This is a genomic window from Brucella sp. NBRC 113783 (assembly GCF_040372265.1).
Lineage (GTDB): Bacteria > Pseudomonadota > Alphaproteobacteria > Rhizobiales > Rhizobiaceae > Brucella > Brucella teleogrylli.
Map to the genome: position 1 here is coordinate 252,798 of NZ_BAABRX010000004.1, position 22,266 is coordinate 275,063.

The window sequence follows — 22,266 nt, forward strand, 5'->3', positions numbered from 1 at the left end:
GATCGTTTGCGGAGCGGTGGTCATTAAATGCTGAAATGGGAGGCTTAATTATCGGGGTGCTCTGCCCGCACAAACTATATCGGAAGAAGATTCTGAAAAGGTTGTTTCGATAAAAATTGCGTGTTCGCGCTGGCGGTGCGAAAGCGGTCGAGAGCAGAACAAAAAAGCCGCGCCCGATGTTTCATGCGGACGCGGCTTTATTCATTTCATGCGCACCGCCCAATAGTATCGAAGGCGGTGCGTTGTGATTCAGGCTTTGATCAGCCGCGCTTGGCGTCGATCGACAGCGAGCCTGCGCCATGCAGAGCGAGCAGGAAGAGACCGCCAGCGATGGCAAGGTTCTTCTGCGCCATCAGGGCGTTCATGCCTTGAGAAAAGTCCATGTGCGCAACGAGCGTTGCACCAATGGTGAACAGGCCGACGATGGCGGCTGCGATACGGGTCTGGAAGCCAACGAGAATGGCGATGCCGCCCACGAACTCAACGAGGCCGACGACCACAGCCGTAACCGTTGGAAGCGGGAGGCCGATGCTGGAGAAATAACCAGCCGTGCCGGAAATAGCCGTCAGCTTGCCGAAACCGGCAATGATGAAGAGGATCGAAAGAAACACGCGGGCGATGAGTGTTACAGCGCCGTTGGACTGTGGGGTAATCGAGGACATGGGGGAGCTATCTCCTGTTGAACTAAGCCACCAATTATCGACTAACTACTGTCAAGAAAAGACGTATAATTCTCGACAGTTCGTTCACTGCATGTAGACGATCATTTGCCCCTGATTATTCAGGCGCAATCATGCGCTCCGCCCGGACGAGCCGGTCGTAGTCTTCGGCGCTCACAAGCCCACTCGCCAGCGCTTCCTCGCGCAGGGTCGTGCCGTTCTTGTGTGCGGTTTTGGCGATCTTCGCTGCACCGTCATAGCCGATGGCGGGCGCCAGCGCGGTCACCAGCATCAGCGACCGGTCCAGCAATTCCTTGATGCGGGTTTCATTGGCTTCGATGCCGTCCACGCAATGATCGGCGAAAGAGACCATCGCATCGCTGAGCAGGCGGATCGATTGCAGGACGTTATAGGCGATGACCGGCTTGAAGACGTTCAGTTCGAAATGGCCCTGGCTCGCGGCGACAGTCACGGCGGTCTGGTTGCCAAAGACCTGCGTTGCCACCATGGTCATGGCCTCCGCCTGTGTCGGGTTCACCTTGCCGGGCATGATGGACGAGCCCGGCTCGTTTTCCGGCAAGGACAATTCGCCAAGGCCGGAGCGCGGGCCGGAACCCAGGAAGCGGATATCATTGGCGATCTTGAACAGATCAGCCGCCAGCGCGTTCAGGCTGCCATGGAAGTTGAGAACCGCGCCATGGCTCGCCAGCGCTTCAAACTTGTTCGGCGCGGTCTTGAAGGAGAGGCCGGTGATTTCGCTGACCGCATCGGCAAAACCGGTGTCGAAGCCAATCGGCGCATTGAGACCGGTGCCCACCGCCGTACCGCCCTGCGCAAGCAGGAAAACATCGGCCAGCGATTGCTCGATACGATGACGCGCATATTCAAGCGCTGCGCGATAGCCGGAAAATTCCTGCCCAAGCGTGACGGGCGTTGCATCCTGCGTATGGGTGCGTCCGATTTTGATGATGTCCCGGAAGGCGTCTTCCTTGACCTTGAGCGCCTTGGTCAGATGCTCCAGCGCCGGGTAAAGGCGATTGACGGCTTCAACCGCCGTGGCGATGTGGATCGCTGTCGGGAAGCTGTCATTGGACGACTGGCTCATATTGACGTGGTCGTTCGGATGAACCGGCTTCTTGGAACCTTTTTCGCCGCCAAGCAGTTCGATGGCGCGATTGGAGATCACTTCATTGGCGTTCATGTTCGACTGCGTGCCGGAACCGGTCTGCCAGACGACGAGCGGAAAATGATCGTCAAGCTTGCCTTCAATCACTTCGGAAGCTGCAACCGCGATGACCTGACCGAGAACCGGATCAAGCTTGCCGAGCGCAATATTGGTTTCCGCTGCGGCGCGTTTCACAACGCCCAGAGCATGGACGAGCGGCAGGGGCATGCGCTCGCCGCCGATCTTGAAATTCTGCAAGGAGCGCTGCGTCTGCGCGCCCCAATAGCGGTCGGCGGGAACATCGATCGGTCCGAAAGTATCTGTTTCGGTACGCGTGGCGGTCATTTCATGTCTCCGGCTAGCTTTCAGCCCGCAACCGGGCGTCATGGCAATGAATATAGCACTACCGAGGGATTGGTAGCTCCGTATTTTCCTTACGTCGCTATTTGACAAAATATGATTATAAAATTCAACTTTATTTGAGCGGAAAATTTCCGCGTTCTTCAGTTGTCTTCATTATCGTCGTCGCCGCCCTCGGTTTCGGAGATCCACGCGGTCGGTTCGATCTTGCGCTGGGTCTTGCTGTCGGTGAAGGTCCACCAGCCGGTGTCGGTCTCGTCCCACTGCCCCCCGCCAGCGTTCAATTGCGCCAGCGAACGATATTGCGCGATGGATTCATTCCGCTGGTCGTCTTCGTCGGTCCAGACGACCGTAATCTTGCGACCATCCTTGGGGGCAGTGTCGATAGGCAATTCTTTGCGCATGAGATTTTCCGTCCTCTTTCCGTTGCGATAACGATAGGGCAAAATCGGCGGGAGGCAAGTTGAAGCGCGTCGGGCAAAAGCACGAACGGGCCTGCATTCGCAAATACGCACAAAAATGTGGTCGCCGGAAATCTGTGAAAGAAGCGTCTGAAAGTGGAAAGGCAGGCCGAAGCCTGCCTTTCCTGTCGCCTGAGACAGGACTTCCGGGGTGCGGGGGCAAACTGGAAGTCCATCTCATTTCAACCGGATTGACCACGAATGGTTGCCTCAAGTCAATGAGAACTTGCTAAAATAGAATTTTATCTTGGGCAAAGGGGGCGAAGGGTAAATTTTTTATAAATCACAGATGGTTACGCTGCGTAACAGAAAGGCGCCCAGTGGTCGCGATCCCGCATCGGAGCGGGTGCATAATTGGGCGTTGCATCAGTCCTTTAGGCATAAAAAAACCTCCGGTCGAAACCGGAGGTTCTCTTTAAAGTAGTGCTTTATGGACTTGCTTGAAGTCCATGCCGCCACCCGCGCCGCTTTGCGGCGCAGGCTTATCCACTCATGGGCGTGCTTTATGGATTTCTTAGAAATCCATGCCGCCCATGCCGCCCATGCCGCCAGGCATGCCAGCCGGAGCTGCATCCTTCTTCGGCAGTTCAGCGATCATGGCTTCCGTGGTGATCAGCAGGCCAGCAACCGAAGCTGCATTCTGCAGGGCCGTACGGACAACCTTGACCGGGTCAACGATGCCGAGAGCGATCAGATCGCCATATTCGCCGTTGGCCGTGTTGTAGCCAAAGGTGTCGGAGCCGTTTTCGAGGATCTTGCCGACGATGACCGAAGCTTCTTCACCAGCGTTGGTCGTGATCTGACGGGCCGGAGCCTGGATCGCACGACGAACGATGTTGATGCCAGCTTCCTGGTCAGCATTGATGCCCTTGGCCTTGATCTGAACCGAAGCGCGGAGCAGAGCGGTGCCGCCGCCAGCAACGATACCTTCTTCAACCGCAGCGCGGGTTGCGTTCAGGGCGTCGTCAACGCGGTCCTTCTTTTCCTTCACTTCAACTTCCGTTGCACCGCCGACGCGGATCACGGCAACGCCGCCAGCGAGCTTGGCAAGGCGTTCCTGAAGCTTTTCACGGTCGTAGTCCGAAGAGGTTTCGTCGATCTGCTGCTTGATCTGGCCAACGCGCGCGTCGATTTCGGCCTTCTGGCCTGCACCGTCAACGATCGTGGTGTTTTCCTTGGAGATCGACACCTTCTTGGCGCGGCCGAGCATGTCGAGCGTAACGCTTTCGAGCTTGATGCCGAGATCTTCGGAGATAACCTGACCACCGGTGAGGATCGCGATGTCTTCGAGCATGGCCTTGCGGCGATCGCCGAAGCCAGGAGCCTTGACGGCAGCAATCTTCAGGCCGCCACGCAGCTTGTTGACGACGAGGGTAGCAAGAGCTTCGCCTTCAACGTCTTCAGCGATGATGAGGAGCGGCTTGGAGGTCTGAACGACAGCTTCGAGAACCGGCAGAAGAGCCTGGAGGTTCGAGAGCTTCTTTTCGTGCAGAAGGATGTAGGCGTCTTCGAGGTCAGCAACCATCTTTTCAGGGTTGGTGACGAAGTACGGCGACAGGTAGCCGCGGTCGAACTGCATGCCTTCAACGACTTCGAGTTCGGTTTCGGCAGTCTTGGCTTCTTCAACCGTGATGACGCCTTCGTTGCCGACTTTCTGCATCGCTTCAGCGATCATCTTGCCGATTTCGGCTTCGCCGTTAGCGGAGATCGTGCCAACCTGTGCAACTTCTTCCGAGGTGTTGATCTTCTTGGCCTTGCCGAGAAGGTTTGCAACAACTTCCGAAACTGCGAGGTCGATACCGCGCTTCAGGTCCATCGGGTTCATGCCAGCGGCAACAGCCTTGGCGCCTTCCTGAACGATGGCCTGACCGAGAACGGTCGCGGTGGTGGTGCCGTCACCGGCAGTGTCGTTGGTCTTGGAAGCCACTTCGCGCAGCATCTGTGCGCCCATGTTTTCGAACTTGTCTTCCAGTTCGACTTCCTTGGCGACCGAAACGCCGTCCTTGGTGATGCGCGGAGCGCCGAAGGACTTGTCGATCACGACGTTGCGGCCTTTCGGGCCGAGCGTGACCTTAACAGCGTCAGCGAGGATATCGACGCCGCGCAGCATCTTTTCGCGCGCAGTGCGACCGAATTTTACGTCTTTTGCAGCCATTTTACTCTCCTGGGAATATCCCGGTCAGGTATGGTGAATTGGTTTTGAGGCAGGAGCGAAACCGCTCTGTCTCTTTGTTTTTAAGCATTATCCTACGCAAAACCGCTTAGCACTTTTGCTGGAAATGCTCCGGGCTAAATGAATTAGCCGACGATACCCAAAATGTCGGATTCCTTCATGATCAGCAGGTCTTCGCCCCCAATCTTGACTTCCGTGCCCGACCACTTGCCGAACAGAACGCGGTCGCCAGCCTTGACGTCCAGCGGAACGAGCTTGCCAGCTTCGTCACGAGCGCCGGCGCCAGCAGCGACGACTTCGCCTTCCTGCGGCTTTTCCTTAGCGGAATCAGGGATAATGATCCCGCCAGCGGTCTTTGCTTCCGATTCAACGCGACGAACGACGACGCGGTCATGAAGCGGGCGGAACTTGATATCAGCCATGGTATAACCCTTGGTGTTATAGACGTTGAACCCTGTTATGCGGATCAAGCCGATCCGCGCTGTTAGCACTCTCTCTTCCAGAGTGCTAACGTGCCTTTGAGATAGAGGCCGTATCTTTTCTTGTCAAGATTGCCTGAAAAATTTGACAGGCGAATGATGGTTAATTTGCACCGTTCGCGAAGGGATCGGGCGGCCCAACATGCGGAGGGCCGGGTGGCCCGCTCCGCATATGGTGGTTCGGTTTGCAGGATCAACCCGCGATGCGCAGGTTTGACAGCTCATCGCCGATCTGACGGAAGGTTTCGGCCAGTTCGCCGCCCGTGGTGTTCCAGAACAGTTTCGCTGGCTTGCCGCCGTCGAGGCGAACACGGGAATCGGACGAGCAGGTTTTTAGAAGCTCCATCTGGGCTTTTTCGTCCGTTTTGCTGCTGTTCAGGTCCACCGCGACGGTCATAATGATGATGTTGGCATTTTTCGCGTTGTTGCAAAGCGTAGCAAAGCGGGCATTCATCGCTTTGGTGTAGACGCCGTTATCTTGCGAAACGGAGACGCCGCTTTCCTGAAACAGCCGGGTCTGGCTGTAGCCCTTCGTGGTGCGGCTCGTATAGCCATGCGCCGAATAGTAGGACAGATTGCTGGCCTTATCCCTGTTCGATCCTGCTAGCGAATTATAGGTGTAGTAGGTATTAGCGCCGTCGGTGAGCACGATGACGACCTTGTCGTTGCCGCGGTCGGTCGACGGGCGACCCTCCGTAAAGGGTGCACCCTGGACGAGCGTGCGCCAGCCCCAAGCCATGCCTTCGGGCACATTCGTACCGCCATTCGGTTGCATGGCCTTGATGGCCGTCTTGATCGTGGCCTTACCCGCATCGTTGGTGATATCAGTCAGGCGCGTGATGGCTGTAGTAGTACAGCTGTAATTCGGGCCACCGCCATCAGAACGCTTCGACAGCACGTTGTTCAGATAATATTTCTTGAGGTCCTTCTGGCGGGCCGCGCCGCTCAATTTCAAATCGTCCGTCCACCAGCTGTTCAGCGTAAGATTCGTCGGGTTGTTTTTCGAATCGACATCGTAATACTCCGCCGGACCAAACATCGGCACAAACAGAGTTTCCGGTTTGCTCTCGGTTGGGGGCGTCACGTCCAGCGCCAATGCTCCGGGACGCGCCTCGACACATCCCGCCCATGGAATCCAGGAGGCGGACGAACGCTTTGCAAGATCGGCATAGAGCGCGGCGCGGGAAAATGCCTTGTTGTTGTCCGTGCCCCAGCCGCTGCCCGATTTGAAGTAAAGGCCGCTGCCTTTCGGGTTTTCGATGATGCTGCGCGTATTATCGATCTCAACAGGCAGGGTGAAGTTTTCGAGGTTGACCGGGGAGGTCCCGCTTGGGTCCATCCATGTTTCTTTAAGATAGTTCGGCCCGACATTGACCGATCCGGCAAAAGGTACGAGCGAAAACTGTATCGGCTTTTCAACACGCGTAATCAGCGCCGATTGTGCAGCCATGGTGTCGACAAGCTGCGTTGCGGCATCTTTAAGCAACTGCAGACGTTGCTTGTTCGAACCTGCGCCGGTGTCATTCATCGAGCCTGAATTATCGAGCACAAGCGCCACTTCGACGGTGTTCTTCAACCGGACGAAGGAACTCATCGCATATTGCTTGTTGTCCCAATCGTCAGCCGAATTGGTCAGCTGGGCTGCGATGGAACCAAACAGCGATGGATATCGGAAGCTTGCGGTGGCCTCGATCTGCTGGTCATCGTTCGATGTTCGAGGAAAGTTGATGGCAAAGGCGACGCGGTCTGCGGCAAGGGCGGTCAGGTTCACATTGAAGACCTTGCCGCCATAGGCCTGCATGTCGGCCTCGCTCGCGCCGGTCGAAAAGCGCTTGCCGACCGCCAGCGCCGCAGCGTCAAGCGCGGCCTGCACGTTGTTGCGGGTGCGCATGAGATTGGTCGCATCGATCGCGACCATACCGACAAGGAGCAGCGGCACCAGCAATATGGCGGTGATCATCGCGAAATTGCCACGTTCATCCCCGCGAAACCGGTTTGCTCTTTCGGCAAGGCGTCCGAAATTGGCCTTGCGTGCAAAGCCGGTCACACAGGCAGCGCATAGCCGCCTTGCTGGTCCGCTCCAGTTATTCAAATCCACGCCCGCCCGAAAGGTTGTGTTGCTTTTGGTTGAACCGAAAGGTTGTGCGCTGTTCCTAGCAGCATCTTTCTAACAGTCGGTCACGAAGCGCGGTAAATGATCGGTGAATCTGCCAGTAAGCTTATTAAGTCTTTCCTGATGGGGTGTTTAGACGCGGCGCTTTCTCGGCTTATTGGCGGTAAAGCTCGTGACAGTTTTGATCGGCTGCGTTAGATGGAGCCCATGCAGCGCAGATAAGCGGGCATTGCTCGCCTCAGAAATGGAATATCAAGAGGAAGACTATGAAGCAGCTTGAAAGCCTCGATGACCTGGCCGGCCAGTATGACGTGTTCTTCTGCGACGTCTGGGGCGTGGTGCATAATGGCGTTGCTGCACATCCGGCTGCTGTCGATGCGCTGAAGCGCGCCCGCGCCAGAGGCGTCACGGTCATTCTCGTCACCAATTCTCCGCGCCCGCATCCGGGTGTCGAAGCGCAGCTGGAAATGCTGGGCGTGCCTGCGGATACCTATGACCGTGTCGTCACCTCCGGCGACGTGACCCGCGATCTGATCGCCGAAGGTCCGCGCAAAGTTCTGCATATCGGTCGTGAGAACGAATTGTCGATCTATGACGGGCTGGATGTGGAGCTGGTGGAAGAATTCGAGGCCGATGGTGTCGTTTGCACCGGTCTTGCCGATGACGATGTGGAAACGCCTGCCGATTACGCCGATCTGCTGCAGCGTCTGCGTTCGCGCAATCTGCCTTTCATCTGCGCCAATCCCGACATCATGGTTGAGCGCGGTCCGCGTCTTGTCTGGTGTGCGGGCGCTCTTGCGCGCGATTACGGCCAGCTGGGCGGGCGCACGTTGATCGCCGGCAAGCCGCATCGCCCGATCTACGAGGCGGCGCTCCATGCGGCGGAAGAAATTCGCGGCGGCGTCGTCGACAAAAGCCGTATTCTCGGCATTGGCGACGGTGTGCTGACCGATGTGAAGGGCGCTGCCGGTTTCGGTCTCGATGTGCTCTATATTTCGGGCGGCGTACACGCCGCCGATTATGCGGATAACGGGGCTGTCGATCTTGAGAAGATGGAAGCGTTTCTGGAGAAACACGGCCATCGCCCGGTCGCCTCGCTTTATGCACTCGTCTGATCAGCAAGCCCCGATATAAGCCAGTCAAGACTCAGGCACACCATGACGAACTCTGATTTCCAACGCCTTTCGGGAACCGACACCCTGCCGGAGCGCCTGCGCAATTGCGTGGTGGCCATCGGCAATTTCGATGGCGTTCATCGCGGACATCAGGCCGTGCTCGAGCGGGCGCTGGAAATCGCGGCCAAGGAAAATCTGCCTGCGGTCGTGCTGACATTCGAGCCGCATCCGCGCAGCTTCTTCAAGCCGGACGAGCCGATCGACCGCCTCACCGATGCGCGTGAAAAGGCATCAATCCTGCGGCATATGGGCTTCCATGCGGTGGTGGAACAGCCTTTTACCGCTGAATTCTCCAGCCAGTCGGCGGAGGATTTCGTGCAGCATATACTGGTCGAAAAGCTTCATGCCAGCCGTGTCGTGACTGGCTATGATTTCCATTTCGGAAAAGGTCGGCGCGGCACGCCGGAATTTCTCCTGCAGGCAGGCGAGGGCGCTGGTTTCCACGTCACGCTGGTCGATGCATTTACCGATGAGGGCGACAATCTCGTTTCGTCCACGCGGGTTCGCAATCTGCTTTGCGACGGCGATGTTGCCGGAGCGGCAGGTTTGCTCGGCTATCGCTATGCCGTTTGTGGCGAAGTCATCCACGGCAAGAAGCTTGGACGCACGCTGGGCTTCCCCACGGCCAATATGCAGGTCAGCGCCCAGACCAGCTTGAAACATGGCATCTATGCCGTCCGCTTCCGCAGGCAGGATGGCAGTCTGCATGACGGCGTCGCCAGTTTTGGTCGCCGCCCGACGGTGGATAGCGACGGTAAACCGCTTCTTGAAACATTCCTGTTCGACTTCTCCGGCGATCTCTACGGCGAAGACGCCTGCGTTTCGTTCTTCGGCTTTTTGCGGGGTGAAGTGAAGTTCGACGGGCTGGACGCGCTGATCGTGCAGATGAAGCGCGATGAAGAAGAGGCCCGCGCCTTGCTGGCCGGCGCGCGCCCGCTTTCAGAGCTGGATCGCGCTCTTTCTTTCAGGTGAATTGTAAAGAGCTATTTTTCCACCTAAGATTTAAGTTAAATTTTACGTATTTCGGTCAGAGAGTGTTAAACACCTTGCGCACTTTCGAGGTGCTGTTTGTCGGAGATTTGTTTTGCGTATTCTCTCACTGGCCCTCGTTGCAGGCACTCTCATTCCCTTCGGTTCCATCGCTTATGCCGCCGATGTGCAGCAGACCGATATCTATGCCGCGGAGACGGTTCAGCCGACCCGCAAGCATTTCTGGTCTGGTGACTGGTATCTCAAGGTCGGCGCCGCCGGGCTGGTTGCGCCCAAGTTTGAAGGCTCGAACAAATATCGCTTTTCCGCGCAGCCGCTGATTTCGCTCGGCCGTCAGGGCGAGTCGACGCGGTTTTCCTCGCGCAACGACAATGTCTCTTTCGCACTGATCGACAACAACCGCATCCGCGCCGGTCTGGCAGGCAAGCTGCTGTTCGAACGCGACGACGACATTCACGGACTGAAAGACACCAAGTTCGGCGGTGAAGTGGGCGGCTTTGCCGAAGTCTATCCGACCGACTGGATGCGCGTGCGCGGCGAGGTGCGCCAGGGCATTCGCGCCCATAAGGGCGTGGTTGCCGACATTTCCGCTGACGCCTTTTATGATGTCACGCCAGTCATCCGCGTTTCTGCGGGTCCGCGCGCGACCTTCGCGTCGAAGGACTATTTCAAGACCTATTACGGCGTCGATGCCGAGGAATCTGCTGCTTCCGGCCTGTCGGAATATAATCCCGGCGGGGGTTTCAAATCGGCCGGTTTCGGCGGCGCCATCAACTGGAAGGCGACCGACAAGATCGATACCAGCCTGTTCGGTGAGTATACCCGCCTGCAGGGCCCGGCGAAGGATTCGAGCATCGTCAAGGAGCGCGGCTCGCGCGACCAGTTCATGGTTGGCGTGTCGGCGACCTATCGCTTCGACTTCTCGCTTGACTAAGACCATTCGGCAGCCAATGCCGATGCTACTGTGAAGATATTCAGGGGCAGAGATGCAGTTTTATTGCGTCTTTGTTCCCCTGGCCTCTTTATTCCTGCAAAGCTCATTGCTAAAAGCGTGCCCATGATGACGGATTTTCGGCTTATCATGACGGCCATACGAATTATTGGCCCGGCCTCCCGCTTTGCCTGAATGGCTGTTTTGCCAGGCAATAACTGGTGCGGAGGTCCGGGAACGACCGGCTGTGCTCTTACAGTCCCCCTGTTATCGTTGATCCACATGCCCGCCATTTCTGGCCGAGGCTCCACAGGCGAATACCCATCATGACCGAGACGACCAAGATCGATTACTCAAAAACCCTCAATCTGCCGCAGACAGAATTTCCGATGCGCGCGGGCCTGCCGCAGCGCGAACCGCCGTTCGTCGAGCGCTGGGAGGGGATGAACCTTTACAAGAAGCTGCGCGAGCAGGCGAAAGACCGCCCGCTCTATGTGCTGCACGATGGCCCGCCCTATGCCAACGGCAATATCCATATCGGCCATGCGCTGAACAAGATCCTTAAGGACGTCATCACCCGCTCGTTCCAGATGCGCGGCTTCAACTCGAACTATGTTCCGGGCTGGGATTGCCACGGCTTGCCGATCGAGTGGAAGATCGAGGAAAAATATCGCGCCGAAGGCAAGAACAAGGACGAAGTACCGATCAACGAATTCCGCAGGGAATGCCGGGAATTCGCCGCCAACTGGATCAAGGTCCAGACGGATGAGTTCAAGCGCCTTGCTATCCTCGGAGATTTCGAAAACCCCTATACCACGATGAACTTCCATGCTGAATCGCGTATCGCTGGCGAGCTTCTCAAGTTCGCGGCTTCCGGTCAGCTTTATCGCGGTTCCAAGCCGGTGATGTGGTCGGTTGTCGAACGCACCGCGCTCGCCGAGGCCGAAGTCGAATATCATGATGTCGAGTCGGATATGATCTGGGTCAAGTTCCCGGTCGCTGGTCAGAACGAACTTTCTGGCAGCGATGTGGTGATCTGGACGACCACCCCATGGACCATCCCCGGCAACCGCGCCGTGTCCTATTCGTCGCGTATCGCATACGGGCTTTATGAAGTCACGGAAGCCGAGAATGATTTTGGCCCGCGTCCTGGCGAAAAGCTCATCTTCGCCGACAAGCTGGCCGAAGAAAGCTTCGCCAAGGCAAAGCTTCAGTTCAAGCGCCTGCGCAGTGTTTCGTCCGATGAGCTTGGCAAGGTCGTGCTCGATCATCCGCTGAAGGGCTTTGGCGGCGGCTATGAGTTCGCAGTTCCGATGCTCGACGGTGACCATGTGACCGACGATGCGGGCACGGGCTTCGTCCACACCGCGCCAAGCCATGGCCGCGAAGACTTTGAAGCCTGGATGAACAATGTTCGCGAGCTGGAAGCGCGCGGTATCGATCCGAGCATCCCGTTCCCGGTCGATGATGGCGGCTACTATACCAAGGACGCACCGGGCTTTGGCCCGGACCGTGAAGGCGGCCCCGCGCGCGTCATCGACGACAACGGCAAGAAGGGCGACGCCAACAAGTCGGTGATGGATCAGCTCATTGCTCGTGACAAGCTCTTCGCCCGTGGTCGCCTGAAGCACTCCTATCCGCATTCCTGGCGTTCTAAGAAGCAGGTCATCTTCCGCAACACGCCGCAATGGTTCGTCTATATGGACAAGAACCTTGGCGACGGCACCACACTGCGTTCGCGCGCGCTGAAGGCCATCGACGATACGCGTTTCGTCCCGGCTGCCGGTCAGACGCGCCTGCGTTCGATGATCGAAGGTCGCCCGGACTGGGTGCTTTCGCGTCAGCGCGCTTGGGGCGTGCCGATCTGCGTTTTCGTGGATGAGGAAGGCAACATCCTTCAGGATGATGCGGTCAACAAGCGTGTTCTCGATGCATTTGAAGCGGAAGGTGCCGATGCATGGTTTGCCGAAGGCGCACGCGAGCGTTTCCTCGGCAACCGCGCCGATGAGCCTTGGGTGCAGGTGCGCGACATTCTGGACGTTTGGTTCGATTCCGGTTCGACCCACACCTTCACGCTGGAAGACCGCCCGGACATGAAGTGGCCCGCAGACGTCTATCTCGAAGGCTCGGACCAGCATCGCGGCTGGTTCCATTCGTCGCTTCTCGAAAGCTGCGGCACGCGCGGTCGCGCGCCATATAATGCCGTCGTGACCCATGGCTTCACCATGGACGAGCACGGCAAGAAGATGTCGAAGTCGCTCGGCAATACGGTTACGCCGCAGGACGTCATCAAGGAATCCGGTGCGGATATCCTGCGTCTCTGGGTCATGACGACCGATTATTGGGAAGATCAGCGTCTCGGCAAGAGCATCATCCAGACCAATATCGACGCCTATCGCAAGCTGCGCAACACCATCCGGTGGATGCTGGGCACGCTGGCGCATGATAAAGGCGAAAACGTCGCTTATGCCGATCTGCCGGAACTTGAACGCCTGATGCTGCATCGTCTGACCGAACTGGATGAAGTCGTCCGCTCCGGCTATGATGCGTTCGATTTCAAACGCATTGCGCGCTCGCTGATCGATTTCATGAATGTCGAGCTTTCGGCCTTCTATTTCGATATCCGCAAGGACGCGCTTTACTGCGATGCGCCGTCTAGCGTGCGCCGCAAGGCCGCATTGCAGACCGTGCGCGAAATCTTCGACCGCCTGACGACCTGGCTGGCGCCCATGCTGCCTTTCACCATGGAAGAAGCATGGCTCGACCGTTATCCGCAGTCGGTTTCGGTTCATGCCGAGCAGTTCCGCCCGACGCTGGCCGAATGGCGCGACGACGTGCTGGCTGAAAAGTGGCGCAAGGTGCGCGCGGTTCGCCGCGTCGTGACCGGCGCTCTCGAACTGGAACGCGCCGACAAGCGCATCGGTTCGTCGCTGGAAGCTTCGCCGGTGGTCCATATCTCCGACAAGAGCCTGAGCGATTCGCTCGATGGTCTCGATTTTGCGGAGATCTGCATCACCAGCGGCATCTCGTTCAGCGATGCAGCGGCACCGGAAGGCGCTTTCATGCTTGGCGATGTGAAGGGCGTGGCCGTTGTGCCAGCGCGTGCCGAAGGCGAAAAATGCGCGCGGTCGTGGCGCTACACCACCGATGTGGGTTCCGACCCGGAATTCCCGGAAGTGTCGGCGCGCGATGCCGAGGCACTGCGCGAATTGAAGGCGCTCGGCAAGCTCGACGCCTGATTGCAGAGATCGCAATCCGCTCCGGTTTCATCCGGGGCGGATTGTTTGTTTGCGTGACAGGGGTTGCAGCCTTGCGCGTGAACATGGTGAAATAGCGGTTAATGCCGGATTGCCGCATGGGTTGCTCTCATGTACAAGGCAGTCCTCGGAAAATTTACGATCTGCCTTGGAGTTGCCGGTTTTTTGAGGCAAGGCACGCTGGAGCAAGCCTCGCGAACAAAGAATCGACAGGCGTAAAAGAAGTGGCGCTAATGAAGATTGACGGACGAGTTCTGATACTTATGACGGCTGTAGCGGGTCTTTCGCTGTCAGGCTGCATGTCATCGCCAACCTACGGAACGGACAAGACGTCGGGCGCACAGCTCCTTGACGACGTTTCCATTATGGCGAGCTTCGGTCAGGGCAAGAACAAGAAAGAACGCATCGACTACAAGCCGCGTCCCGATCTTGTACGTCCGGCTCCGGGCGACAAGGGTCAGCTTCCTGCGCCGCAGGACAATGTTGCAAGTGCGGGTGGTGCAAACTGGCCAGAATCGCCGGAACAGCGCCGTAAGCGCCTGCGCGATGAAATCACGGCCAACCGTGACAATCCAAACTTCGTCTCTCCGATCGAAGCTGACGGCCCGGTTGCAAGCAATTTGCAGACGGCGCTGCCGGGCGGCAACAGCCGCCGCGAAGAATATGATTCCCGTTTACCGAACGCCGATCCCAAGAAGATCGCCGCGCTGAAGGCAGAGCGTGCGGCGCAGACGCAGGGGTCGGCTACCAACCGCAAATATCTGAGCGAGCCGCCGCTTGCCTATCGCCAACCGGCGTCCACCGCCGCTACCGGCGAACTGGGTCAGGATGAGGCGCAAAAGGAACGCGAGCGCAAGAAGGCCGCTGGCAAATCCAAGGGCTGGCGCGATTATCTTCCCTGGAACTAATTCCGGAATTATTCTGTAACAGTTTGAGCAGCCATGGCGCGAATATCCGCCGTGGCTGTTTTGTTTAGGACATAATAGAGACATACTCTTTCAAGATGAATAAAGGTATTGTTTCGTAATAAATTTATTTTTTTAATATTGTTCGAGATGACATCTATTTGATTTCAATCAAAGACATCATCGCTGGCATAAGGCACCGTGCCACTTTCAGTTATAGGATACAGTTCAATGGCCAACGCAAACACGATCTGGGACAGCCGCAATGGTTATGGCGTTGTCTCCCGAAGCTTTCACTGGTTGATGGCCCTCTTGTTTCTCTGGCAGTTCATGTCGGCCATTCTGCGCGTCTTCGCCAAGGACAGCGCGATATATAGTTTCTTCTGGTCGATGCATCACCAGCTTGGTTTCGCATTGCTGGTGCTGGTTTTGTTGCGTGGCGTCTGGGGTATTTTGAATCTCGGTCGCCGTCCGCAGACAGACGGTCTTGTGGGCAAGATGGCATCGCTTGGGCATCTGGCGATTTATGGGCTGATGTTTGCCGTCCCGGCGCTCGGCTTGTTGCGTTCTTATGGCAATGGGCATGGCTTTTCGTTTCTCGGTCTGCAAATTTTCGCGGAGACAGGCGTAAAAAATGACGCGTTGACATCTCCGGGCAATGCTTTGCACGGCTTGCTCGGCTGGGTTCTGCTGGCGGTCATCGGCTGCCATGTCTTCATGGCGCTTTTCCACCATTTCGCGCTGCGTGACGACACACTGCGCCATATGACGGGGCATAAGGCTCGCGGCTGATAAGCCCCCGTGCCTTACGGGAATTTGAGGATAAAGAACCCCGGAAGAAGACATAAGGCGGCGCAGAGGCAATAGGTATAGCCAAAGCAATCGCGCCAGATTCTGGCCACTTCGGCTTGATCCTTATGGTCCGGTTCGGACGCCGCCGTTTTTGCGCGAATGCGTGTGATGATCTTTGCAAGACCTGCTGCGACGCCAATGACCAGCAAAGCCCCCGCCAGAAATAGCAGTTCAATAAGATATATGGACCGGGTCACCAGCCCTGTTCCATAGGCCCAGCTGTATATTTGCCTCTGAAAAGATAATGGCCCGAACGCCAGCAGCAGGGAGAAAGCGGCGATACAATAGAGACCAAAGCGTTTGCACCTAATGCTGACGGGCGCTGGTGGCTGGCTTTCAAACTCTGCCAACTGGCGGCGAAAGCTTCGCGCCTGAATCCAGGGCATGTAAAAAATCGCAATGACGCCGACCAGAATATAATTCAGCACATCTTCCGCCGAGATTGCCAGTGCGGGAAAATATCGATTGATAACAATGACCGCGCCCAGCCAGCTGAGAAGCAGGACAGCGATCAGCGGCATGAGAAGCGCAAATACCAGAATATTCTGTCGGCGGCTGATAGTGGGGTCGGACATGCCGGTCAGCGTTTCTCGCGAAAAAAATCCTTGAGGATTTTCTGCGCTTCGCCTTCCGAAAACCCTGCATAGATTTCCGGTACATGATGACAGGTGGGCTGGGTGTAGAAGCGTGGGCCGTGTTCGACGCCGCCGCCTTTGGGGTCGGATGCGCCGTAATAGAGGCGGCGGATGCGCGCAAAGGAAATCGCAGCCGCGCACATGGCGCAGGGTTCCAGCGTCACGTAGAGGTCGCAATCGACAAGCCGCTCCGATTGCAGGGCCCTACCGGCCTGACGAATGACCAGCACTTCGGCATGGGCGGTCACGTCGTTCAGCTCCCGCGTGCGGTTTCCCGCGCGGGCGATGATCTGCCCTTCATGAACAACAACAGCGCCAATCGGCACTTCGCCGCGCGCGCCTGCAGCACGTGCTTCATCCAGCGCGGCGCCCATCGGTGTTGCCATGTCGGTAACGGTTGCGGGTGCCCGCTCTTTCATGCGCACTCCATTTCGTGCATTGATCGGGAAATTTCGCTCGCAAGCACTGGAGCGATTTGTTACTGCATAATTCTCGAAATCGAAACCGATTTGCGAACAGATTTATACGGCGTTTTCGTTCCAGACATTCCTTTGCCTGCTTTCGACGGTGCAAGGTGATACGGAAACGCTGCTGAGAGGCCAATACCAGATGACTAAAGACGACGATAACAAGGGCGGCAAGCCGCCTCATGGCCGTAGTGGACGCCCCGAGGGTCGTTCGGGCGGACGCCCGGCTGGACGCGGCGGCGACCGCCCCGGTCGTGACAGCCGACCGCGCCGCGATGAAGGCGACCGGGATGACGCGCGCCGCGCCGGTCCGCGCCGGGGTGCCCCGCGCGATGTGGAAACCGAAGAAGATACCAGCGAACGCATCGCCAAGCGTCTGGCGCGTGTTGGCATCGCTTCGCGCCGCGAAGCCGAAACGATGATCGCCGCCGGGCGGATCGCGGTCAACGGCAAGGTGCTGGACAGTCCTGCGGTCAATGTGAAGCGCACCGACGTGATCACGGTTGACGGCAAGCCGCTGAAACAGGCCGAGCGCACCCGCCTGTGGCTCTACCACAAGCCTGCGGGTCTCGTGACCACCAATCGCGATCCGGAAGGTCGCCCGACCGTGTTCGACGCACTGCCAGCTGAAATGCCGCGCGTGCTGTCGGTTGGCCGTCTCGACATCAACACTGAAGGGCTTCTGCTGCTCACCAATGATGGCGGGTTGTCGCGGGTTCTGGAATTGCCGTCTACCGGCTGGCTGCGCCGCTATCGCGTGCGCGCCCATGGCAAGGTCACGCAGCCGCAGCTCGATGAATTGAAGAACGGTATCGCTGTCGATGGCGTGTTCTATGGCAGCATCGAAGCCGAGCTTGAGCGTGTTCAGGGCGCGAATGTCTGGATCAATATTGGTCTGCGCGAAGGCAAGAACCGGGAAGTGAAGAACATTCTGGGCGCGCTTGGTCTGACGGTCGGTCGCCTGATCCGCGTGTCCTTCGGCCCGTTCCAGCTTGGCGATCTTGAAGAAGGCGCTGTGCGCGAAATCAAGGGCCGCACGCTGCGCGACCAGCTGGGCGACAAGCTGGTTGAAGATTCCGGTGCCGATTTCGACGCGCCCATCTTCAACGAGTTCTCCAATGCCGCTGTGCAGGGCCGCACCCGTCGCGAGATGGAAGAAGCTCAACCGGAACAGGAAGGCGAAACCCGTCGCGCGCCGCGTGAGCGCGAATGGATTTCCAGCCGCCCGGAACGCCGTCGTGGACGCGAAGACAAGACAGAAAAGGTCGAGCCGCGCCGTCGCGGCAATGCCAATGTGTGGATGGCGCCCGGCGCACGTCCAAAGGGCGAGAAGGCCGCTACCAAGCCTGCTCGCGTCGAACATCAGATGCCGCATCGCGGCGCGAAGTTCAGCGGCGACATGCAGGTGCGTCCGCGCCGTTCGGACGATGCGGAGCAAGGTCGCGAAGAGGGCGGCGAACGCCGTTACAACAAGCGTCCGGAAGGCCAGCGTTCAAGCGGTCCGCGCGCTGGCGGCAAGCCGGGAGCGGAAGGTCGCTCTTACGGCCCTCGCGCCGAAGGCTCTCGTTTTGAAGGTGGTCGTTCGGAAACGCGCGAAAAGCGCGAGGATGGGCACAAGGAGCGTCGCCCCGGCAAGCGTGAGCGCGCCGAACTGCGCGATGCAGCTTCCGGCGAGCGCTCGCAGGGCGGTTTTGAGGGTCGCAAGACGTTCAAGTCTGACAAGCCATATAAGTCCGACAAGCCGGGCGGTGCGCGCGGCGAGGGCCGTTTCGGCGGTTCCGATCGCGACACGCGTTCAGGCGCGCGCAGCGGTGGCGCTCCACGCGGTTTCAGCGACGGCCCGCGTCGCGGTCCTGAAGGTGGAAAGCCAGCTGGCAAATCGGGCGGCAAGCCTGGTGGACGCCCGGGTGGAAAGCCGACCGGTGGCAAGCCCACCGGCGGAAAACCAGGCGGCGGTGGCAGATCGGGAGGCGGCGGTGCGGATCGTCGGCGGTAAGTTTCGCGGTCGCCCGCTGGTAACACCGTCCACCAACGCCATTCGCCCCACTACGGACCGCACGCGCGAGAGCCTGTTCAATGTTCTCGCGCACAGCTTTCCCGACAAGGTGGAAGGCGCGCGTGTGCTTGATCTCTTCGCAGGCACCGGCGCGCTTGGTCTTGAAGCCCTTTCGCGCGGCGCGCGATACGCGACCTTCGTGGAGGAATCCGCGGAGGGCCGGGGGCTGTTGCGCCAAAATGTCGAGGCGCTCGGCTTGCAGGGCCACACGAAGATTCTCCGCCGTGACGCCTGCCAGCTTGGCATTGTCGGCACGATGGAACCGTTCGATCTGATCTTCGCAGATCCACCCTATGGGCGGCGCATGGGCGAAAAAGCATTTTTATCGGCACTTCAGGGCGGCTGGCTTAATCCTGACGCACTTTTGGTGCTTGAAGAGGCTGCCGAAGCTTCGCTCGAGCTTGACGAACAATTTGTTGTGCTTGACGAGCGGAACTATGGCGGCACAATCATTCGGCTCATCCAAATCAAAGCCGATTGAGATGATTTGCAGCGGTGTTTGCCGTCGCGTTCTTTTTGTGCGGCGACGGTGTCGCCGATATTGATTTGAAGCATGCCGCCCGGAAAGGCCGGGCGGAAATGAAACCGATTGGAGATGTCGCTTGGTGAATAACACCTCCCTCCGACGCCTGTTTTTATCGACCGCTCTTGGTTTCGCGCTGGCTTTGCCGCTCGCAACCGGCTCCGTTGAAGCTCAAAATCAACCCCCTGCCCAAACCGATGCCGCCGAGCCAGCGCCCGCGCCACAGGCGCAAGGCGATCAGGCTGATCAGGCGGCTCTGCCGGAAATCACCCAGTCGGATGGCGTCAGCAATTTCACCTTGCCCAATGGCCTGAAAGTCGTGGTCATTCCCGATCATCGCGCGCCGGTGGTGACGCAGATGATCTGGTATCATGTGGGCTCGGCAGACGAAGTGCCGGGCGTTTCCGGCATTGCGCATTTTCTCGAACATCTGATGTTCAAGGGTACGAAAACCCATCCGGCAGGGGAATTTTCGGCCAAGGTCGCGTCGATCGGCGGCGAAGAAAACGCGTTCACCTCCTATGATTACACAGCCTATTATCAGCGGGTTTCGCCGGAAGCGCTGGAAATGATCATGGATTTCGAGTCGGACCGGATGGAAAATCTGGTGCTGAACGATGAAGCCGTGACGACCGAGCGCGAAGTCATTCTGGAAGAACGCCGCATGCGCGTCGATTCCACCCCGGCGGCCATGCTCAATGAAAACACCGATGCGGTGCTGTTCTATAACCACCCCTACCGCAAGCCGGTGATCGGCTGGCGGCAGGAAATGGAAAAGCTGAGCCTCAAGAACGCCATCGATTTCTATCAGCAATATTACACGCCGAACAATGCCACGCTGGTCATCGCCGGTGACGTGACGCCGGAACGCGTGCGTGAATTGACGCTCAAGACCTGGGCCCGCGTACCGAAGCGCGCTGAAGTTCTGCCGCGCGACCGCCCGCAGGAGCCTGAAAAACATGCCGCACGCGTGGTGACGCTGCATGATGCGCGCATTAGCACGCCTTCCTTCCGCATGTCATGGCTGGTTCCGTCCTATGCCAACGAAAAGCGCTTTCCCGGTGTGAAGCCAGGTGATGCGCCGGCGCTCGATCTCTTGAGCGAAATTCTCGGCGGCTCGACCCGTTCGCGCCTTTATCAGACGCTGATCGTCAAAAACGGCATCGCGGCCAACACGGGCGCAGCCTATGGCGGTGATGCGCTGGATGACGGCACGTTCTCGGTCTATGGCTCACCGCGCGACGGCGCAACGCTGGGCGATGTCGAGAAGGCGGTGGAAGCCGAGCTTGCGCGCATCGTCAAGGACGGCGTGACCCAGACCGAACTGGATCAGGCACGCAATCGCTTCCTGAAGGCGGTTATTTTCGCGCGTGACAGTCAGGCCGGTATGGCGCGGATTTATGGTTCGACGCTTTCTGTTGGCCAGTCCGTGGAAGATATCCAGAAATGGCCAGACCTTATCAAATCCGTGACGGTGGATCAGATTCGTGATGTGGCCGAGCGGTATCTCGTCAAGGACCAGTCGGTGACCAGCTACCTCCTGCCACCCGATGCCGAACCGGAAAATGCCCGTGAGAACCCCAACGCGCCCGCAAGCGGTGCCAGCGGCAATGGTGCAGAGGGAGCGATCCAGTGAAGACCATAATCATGCTGAACTTCAAACGCGTCTTTGCTTCTCGCGCTCGCTCGTTCGCAAGCGTTCTGGTCGCATCCATGACGCTTCTCGTGATTTGCGCATTGCCTGCGCGCGCCATCGAAATTCAGGAAGTTGTCTCGCCGAAGGGCATTCATGCCTGGCTGGTGGAGGACAGTTCGGTGCCACTGGTATCCATGCGCTTCTCGTTCAAGGGCGGCACGTCGCAGGACCCCGCAGGCAAGGAAGGCCTCGCCAATCTGATGACTGGCCTGTTCGATGAAGGCGCTGGCGATCTCGATTCCGATGCGTTTCAGGAACGGATCGATAATCTGGGCGCCGAAATGAGCTTCACCGCCACGCAGGACGCCGTTTCCGGCGGCGTTCGCATGCTGGCGGAAAATCGCGATGCGGTGATGGACCTCGTGGCGCTGGCGGTCAACAAGCCGCGCTTCGACCAGCCCGCCATTGATCGCATTCGCAGTCAGGTCGTGGCCAGCATCGAGGCTTCACAGCGCAGCCCCGGCACCATTGCCGCTCGCCGTTTCGCGGAAGTGCTTTATGGCAACCATCCCTATGCGCGTCCCGACGAAGGTACGGCGAAATCGCTCCAGACGATCACCCGCGACGATCTGGTGACGTTCCATCGCAAGAATTTCGCCCGCGACCGGCTGACCATCGGTGTGGTCGGCGCGATCAATGCCAAGGACCTTGGCGTGATGCTCGACAAGGTGTTCGGCGATCTGCCCGCAGCGGCTGAGCTTGTGCCGGTGCCTGACGTCAAGCTGGCGCTCGGCACCACTACCAGCCTCTCCTTCGATGTGCCGCAGACGTCGATCCGGTTTGTCTATCCGGCAATCCCGCGCAAAGACCCGGACTTCTTCGCGGCCTATCTGATGAACCACATTCTGGGCGGCGGCTTCACCTCGCGGCTTTATGCCGAAGTGCGAGAAAAGCGCGGTCTCGCCTATTCGGTTTCGTCGCAGCTGGTGTTGCATGACCATGTCACGGCCTTGGTGATCTCCACCGCGACACGCCCGGAAAAGGCACAGGATTCGCTCAAGATCATTCGCGAGCAGGTGGCAGCCATGGCGAGCGACGGTCCGACGGAAGCCGAACTTGCCGCCGCGAAAAGCTTCCTCAAGGGGTCTTACGCGGTGAACAATCTTGATTCTTCGGGCGCGATTGCCGAAACACTGGTCAGCTTGCAGGATGCGGGACTGCCGCGCGATTATATCGACAAGCGCTCGGCGCTTATCGAGGCGGTGACGCTCGATCAGATCAAGGCTATTGCCAAGAAGCTGCTCGATGCCGAACCGGCGATATTGATTTACGGACCCGCTAAGAGTTGAGGCTCTGCGATATTCGGGCAATGGCGGCCTGCAAATGGCGTGGTTTGAGTTTATGCGCATGATCTCATCCGAAAAGTCTG

The 22,266-nt window shown here is 58.3% G+C and carries 18 protein-coding genes; 10 read left to right on the top strand and 8 right to left on the bottom strand.

The window, feature by feature from the left end; translation table 11 throughout:
* Positions 1-260: 260 nt before the first annotated feature.
* The 6 genes from ABWW11_RS15565 to ABWW11_RS15590 form a co-directional block, all read right to left on the bottom strand.
* Positions 261-662 (bottom strand): DoxX family protein, encoded by a 402-nt coding sequence (locus ABWW11_RS15565; RefSeq protein WP_109367805.1) that lies wholly within the window; start codon positions 660-662, stop codon positions 261-263.
* A gap of 115 nt (positions 663-777) precedes the next feature.
* Entirely contained in the window at positions 778-2,169 is a 1,392-nt protein-coding gene (fumC, locus tag ABWW11_RS15570) for a class II fumarate hydratase (RefSeq protein WP_109367804.1), read from the bottom strand.
* A 158-nt stretch (positions 2,170-2,327) separates the two neighbouring features.
* Complete coding sequence (locus tag ABWW11_RS15575; protein WP_109367803.1) at positions 2,328-2,588, bottom strand: hypothetical protein; 261 nt, start codon at positions 2,586-2,588, stop codon at positions 2,328-2,330.
* 571 nt (positions 2,589-3,159) lie between these two features.
* Positions 3,160-4,800 carry a chaperonin GroEL gene (groL, locus tag ABWW11_RS15580; protein ID WP_109367802.1) on the bottom strand — a complete coding sequence of 547 codons (1,641 nt, stop codon included), beginning with the start codon at positions 4,798-4,800 and terminating at the stop codon, positions 3,160-3,162.
* Between the two features lie 143 nt (positions 4,801-4,943).
* Positions 4,944-5,240 carry a co-chaperone GroES gene (gene groES, locus ABWW11_RS15585; protein WP_109368036.1) on the bottom strand — a complete coding sequence of 99 codons (297 nt, stop codon included), beginning with the start codon at positions 5,238-5,240 and terminating at the stop codon, positions 4,944-4,946.
* A gap of 250 nt (positions 5,241-5,490) precedes the next feature.
* Positions 5,491-7,344, bottom strand: coding sequence for a TadE/TadG family type IV pilus assembly protein (locus ABWW11_RS15590; protein ID WP_319080559.1), 1,854 nt, complete (start codon positions 7,342-7,344; stop codon positions 5,491-5,493).
* A 332-nt stretch (positions 7,345-7,676) separates the two neighbouring features.
* Here ABWW11_RS15590 and ABWW11_RS15595 point away from each other — a divergent pair, with 332 nt between their 5' ends.
* The 6 genes from ABWW11_RS15595 (at position 7,677) to ABWW11_RS15620 (ending at position 15,460) form a co-directional block, all read left to right on the top strand.
* The gene (locus tag ABWW11_RS15595; protein WP_109367801.1) at positions 7,677-8,525 is read left to right on the top strand and encodes a TIGR01459 family HAD-type hydrolase; all 849 of its coding nucleotides are present in this window, start codon (positions 7,677-7,679) and stop codon (positions 8,523-8,525) included.
* A gap of 42 nt (positions 8,526-8,567) precedes the next feature.
* Positions 8,568-9,557: a bifunctional riboflavin kinase/FAD synthetase gene (locus ABWW11_RS15600; protein ID WP_109367800.1), complete on the top strand. Its 990-nt coding sequence runs from the start codon at positions 8,568-8,570 to the stop codon at positions 9,555-9,557.
* A 112-nt stretch (positions 9,558-9,669) separates the two neighbouring features.
* Positions 9,670-10,509: a MipA/OmpV family protein gene (locus tag ABWW11_RS15605; protein WP_109367799.1), complete on the top strand. Its 840-nt coding sequence runs from the start codon at positions 9,670-9,672 to the stop codon at positions 10,507-10,509.
* A 323-nt stretch (positions 10,510-10,832) separates the two neighbouring features.
* Complete coding sequence (gene ileS / locus ABWW11_RS15610) at positions 10,833-13,745, top strand: isoleucine--tRNA ligase (protein ID WP_319080560.1); 2,913 nt, start codon at positions 10,833-10,835, stop codon at positions 13,743-13,745.
* A gap of 251 nt (positions 13,746-13,996) precedes the next feature.
* Entirely contained in the window at positions 13,997-14,671 is a 675-nt protein-coding gene (locus ABWW11_RS15615) for a hypothetical protein (protein WP_319080561.1), read from the top strand.
* A 228-nt stretch (positions 14,672-14,899) separates the two neighbouring features.
* The gene (locus tag ABWW11_RS15620) at positions 14,900-15,460 is read left to right on the top strand and encodes a cytochrome b (protein ID WP_109367795.1); all 561 of its coding nucleotides are present in this window, start codon (positions 14,900-14,902) and stop codon (positions 15,458-15,460) included.
* A 14-nt stretch (positions 15,461-15,474) separates the two neighbouring features.
* Here the strand turns inward: ABWW11_RS15620 and ABWW11_RS15625 are convergent, their stop codons facing one another.
* Together ABWW11_RS15625 and ABWW11_RS15630 are read right to left on the bottom strand one after the other, a co-directional pair.
* Positions 15,475-16,041, bottom strand: coding sequence for a hypothetical protein (locus ABWW11_RS15625; protein ID WP_124915960.1), 567 nt, complete (start codon positions 16,039-16,041; stop codon positions 15,475-15,477).
* A 59-nt stretch (positions 16,042-16,100) separates the two neighbouring features.
* Complete coding sequence (locus ABWW11_RS15630) at positions 16,101-16,574, bottom strand: nucleoside deaminase (protein WP_109367793.1); 474 nt, start codon at positions 16,572-16,574, stop codon at positions 16,101-16,103.
* 190 nt (positions 16,575-16,764) lie between these two features.
* Here ABWW11_RS15630 and ABWW11_RS15635 point away from each other — a divergent pair, with 190 nt between their 5' ends.
* From ABWW11_RS15635 to ABWW11_RS15650, 4 genes are all read left to right on the top strand, one after another.
* Positions 16,765-18,618 (top strand): pseudouridine synthase, encoded by a 1,854-nt coding sequence (locus ABWW11_RS15635; RefSeq protein ID WP_109367792.1) that lies wholly within the window; start codon positions 16,765-16,767, stop codon positions 18,616-18,618.
* Positions 18,599-19,159 carry a 16S rRNA (guanine(966)-N(2))-methyltransferase RsmD gene (gene rsmD, locus ABWW11_RS15640; RefSeq protein WP_109368034.1) on the top strand — a complete coding sequence of 187 codons (561 nt, stop codon included), beginning with the start codon at positions 18,599-18,601 and terminating at the stop codon, positions 19,157-19,159. Before ABWW11_RS15635 ends, rsmD begins: the two co-directional genes overlap by 20 nt.
* Positions 19,160-19,283: 124 nt before the next feature.
* Positions 19,284-20,837, top strand: a complete 1,554-nt coding sequence (locus ABWW11_RS15645) for a M16 family metallopeptidase (RefSeq protein ID WP_109368033.1) — start codon at positions 19,284-19,286, stop codon at positions 20,835-20,837.
* 11 nt (positions 20,838-20,848) lie between these two features.
* The gene (locus ABWW11_RS15650; RefSeq protein ID WP_171318674.1) at positions 20,849-22,186 is read left to right on the top strand and encodes a M16 family metallopeptidase; all 1,338 of its coding nucleotides are present in this window, start codon (positions 20,849-20,851) and stop codon (positions 22,184-22,186) included.
* Positions 22,187-22,266: the final 80 nt, after the last annotated feature.